The 2,703-nt window shown below is 32.4% G+C and carries 1 protein-coding gene; it reads right to left on the bottom strand.

Annotation, left to right across the window (positions count from 1 at the left end; genetic code table 11):
* Nucleotides 1–192: 192 nt before the first annotated feature.
* Nucleotides 193–2,601 (bottom strand): hypothetical protein, encoded by a 2,409-nt coding sequence (locus ACFQ0I_RS17485; RefSeq protein WP_379944281.1) that lies wholly within the window; start codon nt 2,599–2,601, stop codon nt 193–195.
* Between the last annotated feature and the right edge of the window lie 102 nt (nt 2,602–2,703).

Here is a 2,703-nt window from a genome sequence, read left to right on the forward strand (position 1 = left end):
ATTTCGAAAAACATGCTGGTTTTTTTTCCGTTTTGAGTGAGTTCAGCAATGAAACACAACGGTTTAGTATATGAAAAGTAGGCGATTTCAAAGCACCAAACTTTCGGTTAAGCACGTAGTTTGATACAAGCTAAAAGCCTTGATTTTATTACTGTTTCGCCTATTTTTTATATACATTGTTGCCAGCAGTTATTATTCTTTTAAAAATTCATATTGGTATATTTTTGGTTTGATTTTGTCGGCTAAAAAATCAAGTTTATTCCTTAATTCGCTAATCAATTCCATATAGGTTTCATCATCACTTTTGCTGTTCATTCTTCCTTTGTCGTTTCTGCCCTGAAAGTATTCTCTAATGTCATACAAACTTGCGTTTACATTCACATTTGGTTTACTGTGATAATATTGCCAAAGTTCTCTACCTGCATCAAAAACGTCTTTAGCTTCTGCTGAAAACTCACGTTTTAAAGACTGATTTTCCGTTGTAACAAATAGATTGGTTTTGTTTTCTGTTTTAATTTTACCATTAATAAAGTCGGTCATAAAATGGCTTTCAAATCTATTCTGTGCATTTACTTCTTGCTCTGTATATGGTATCCAATGATTTATTCCAAATTGTTCTTGAATGTTAGTATTAAAAATTGTGTAGCAAAGACAATCATTATGAAATTCAGCGTCTTGATTCCAATTACTATTTGGAACTACAAATTGGTCTCTGTCATTTATCCAAGTTTGGTCTAAACACTTTCTGACAGAATAATATATTGAGACAGGAATTAAGTTAAGACTGCTTATCCACATACCTCTTGGATTAGCCATTTGCTCCTTTTTGTTAAGAATATAAACAATACCATTTTGCTGAAAGTCATTTCCATTTGTACCGGCTAAAAATCCAATAAAACCATCATTAACTTTGAATGATGAAATCCATTTATTTATGTAAAAACTTTTCCCAATTGAATACAAACCTTTTGTGCCAATAAAATCTCCTTTTTCATTGTAAATATCAGTTGATGTACTACTAAAAACTTCTTTAATTTTAGTATTCCATATTTTGAAACCAATGGGAAACTTGCCTTTCACATTGTCAAATGTGTAAGCTGGTGCAATAAACATTTTTTCAACTTTTGCTTTTAAAAAGTTTCGTAATGAAATAAATGCAGAACCTTGTAATAATTTGAGTTTAGAAAATTCTGCGATTAATACATCAGGAATTTCTGCATAAATTCTTATTAAAAATTGGGCATAGATTTCTCTTCCTGCTGTGCCAAGAATTTCGTTGTATTTAGTGTGCGTTTTTGATTGATTTACTCCTGCTTTTCCTTTTTCGCCTACACTTGAAACTTCTGCATATGGCGGATTTATATAAATAATCAATTTTTTGCGTTTTTCTTCATCATTTATAATCTCTTGCAAACTTTGAGGAAGTTTCGTGAAATCATCATTTAAAAAGTCAAACTGAAAAACGTGATTTTTCAAAAGGTTTGCACCGTGGTCAATACGTTCGTGCATTACGTTAATATCGGCTTGGTCTAATGTACTTGCGTAAATGTTGTATTTATTTGTTAACCCTGCTAAAAGGTTACCTGTTCCAGCTGCACAATCCCAAATGTAATAATCGTCCTGCCAATCTTCGCCCAAATAATCGGTCAGGTATTTTTGCGAAAGCTCTACCCAAATTCGAGGGGTGAAAAATGCACCTTTACGTTCTCTAATGTCTTGCGGTGCAAGTAAATCTCTACGCTCAATAATGTAATCTTGAAACTCTTTTATTGGTGGTCTTTTGTAGAGTTTCCAGAATTGTGAATAAGCATCTTTGTGCCGAATGTTTATTGTCGCATCAAACATTTGTTTGATGTTTTCTTTAGCTATTTTATAGCCTTGATTTTGAAAGGCAACAAATAAACCATCTCTTATAGTAAAATCATCATCAAGTGTTTCTGTGCCTTTGTCGTCCACAAATATATCTGCCAAATAAAAATCACTATCAAAAATATTTGCCTTTTTTAAGTCCTCCCAATTAACCTCAATTATCGGTTTCACAATCTCAACCCAACGTAGATAAATGGGAATGAAATTATTTTTGTCAATTTTGATTTTACTTTTTGTTGTGGCTTTTGCTACATTGTTTTTAATAAAGGTATTGAGTAGCTTCTCGTCTTTCTGATAATCAAAAACATAGGTTTTTGTTTTCAATATCGATTCAACTCGCTCTTTAATTAATTGAAATTCTTTTGTTTCGTGGTTACTTGGTGTTACATTCCAATTAAAGTCGTTGAGATAGAAAATATCTTGAATATTTACATAGTCAACAAAAGCAATTTTTTTAAAGTCAAATGCACCTAAAAAAGCAGGTGGTAAAGTTTTGTCAAAAGTTCGTGCCTTTCCGATTGTTAGAATGAGTTGAACGAACATAGTAGGAATGTCAAAATTCCCAGTTTTGGCTTCTGCCCATAAAAGAGGTGTCCTACCGAATAAACTGTCTTGTTTTGGAAAAACAGTAAAGTCAATATTTCCAAGAATTTCGGTTGTGTCAAATTGCTTAAACCAGTCAGCACCGACCTTGTTTTTTAGTTCTTCTTCTCGGATATTTTTATACTTCATTCTTCTTTTTGTCTTTTTACGCTGTGGTTTGTTCTAATTGCTGGCAACGTTTATGTGTATGGAAAGTTGCGTGCTTGTGTGCGAGGATTTTCCGAAGGAAAA

Source organism: Mariniflexile aquimaris (assembly GCF_042676825.1).
Taxonomy (GTDB): Bacteria; Bacteroidota; Bacteroidia; order Flavobacteriales; family Flavobacteriaceae; genus Mariniflexile; species Mariniflexile aquimaris.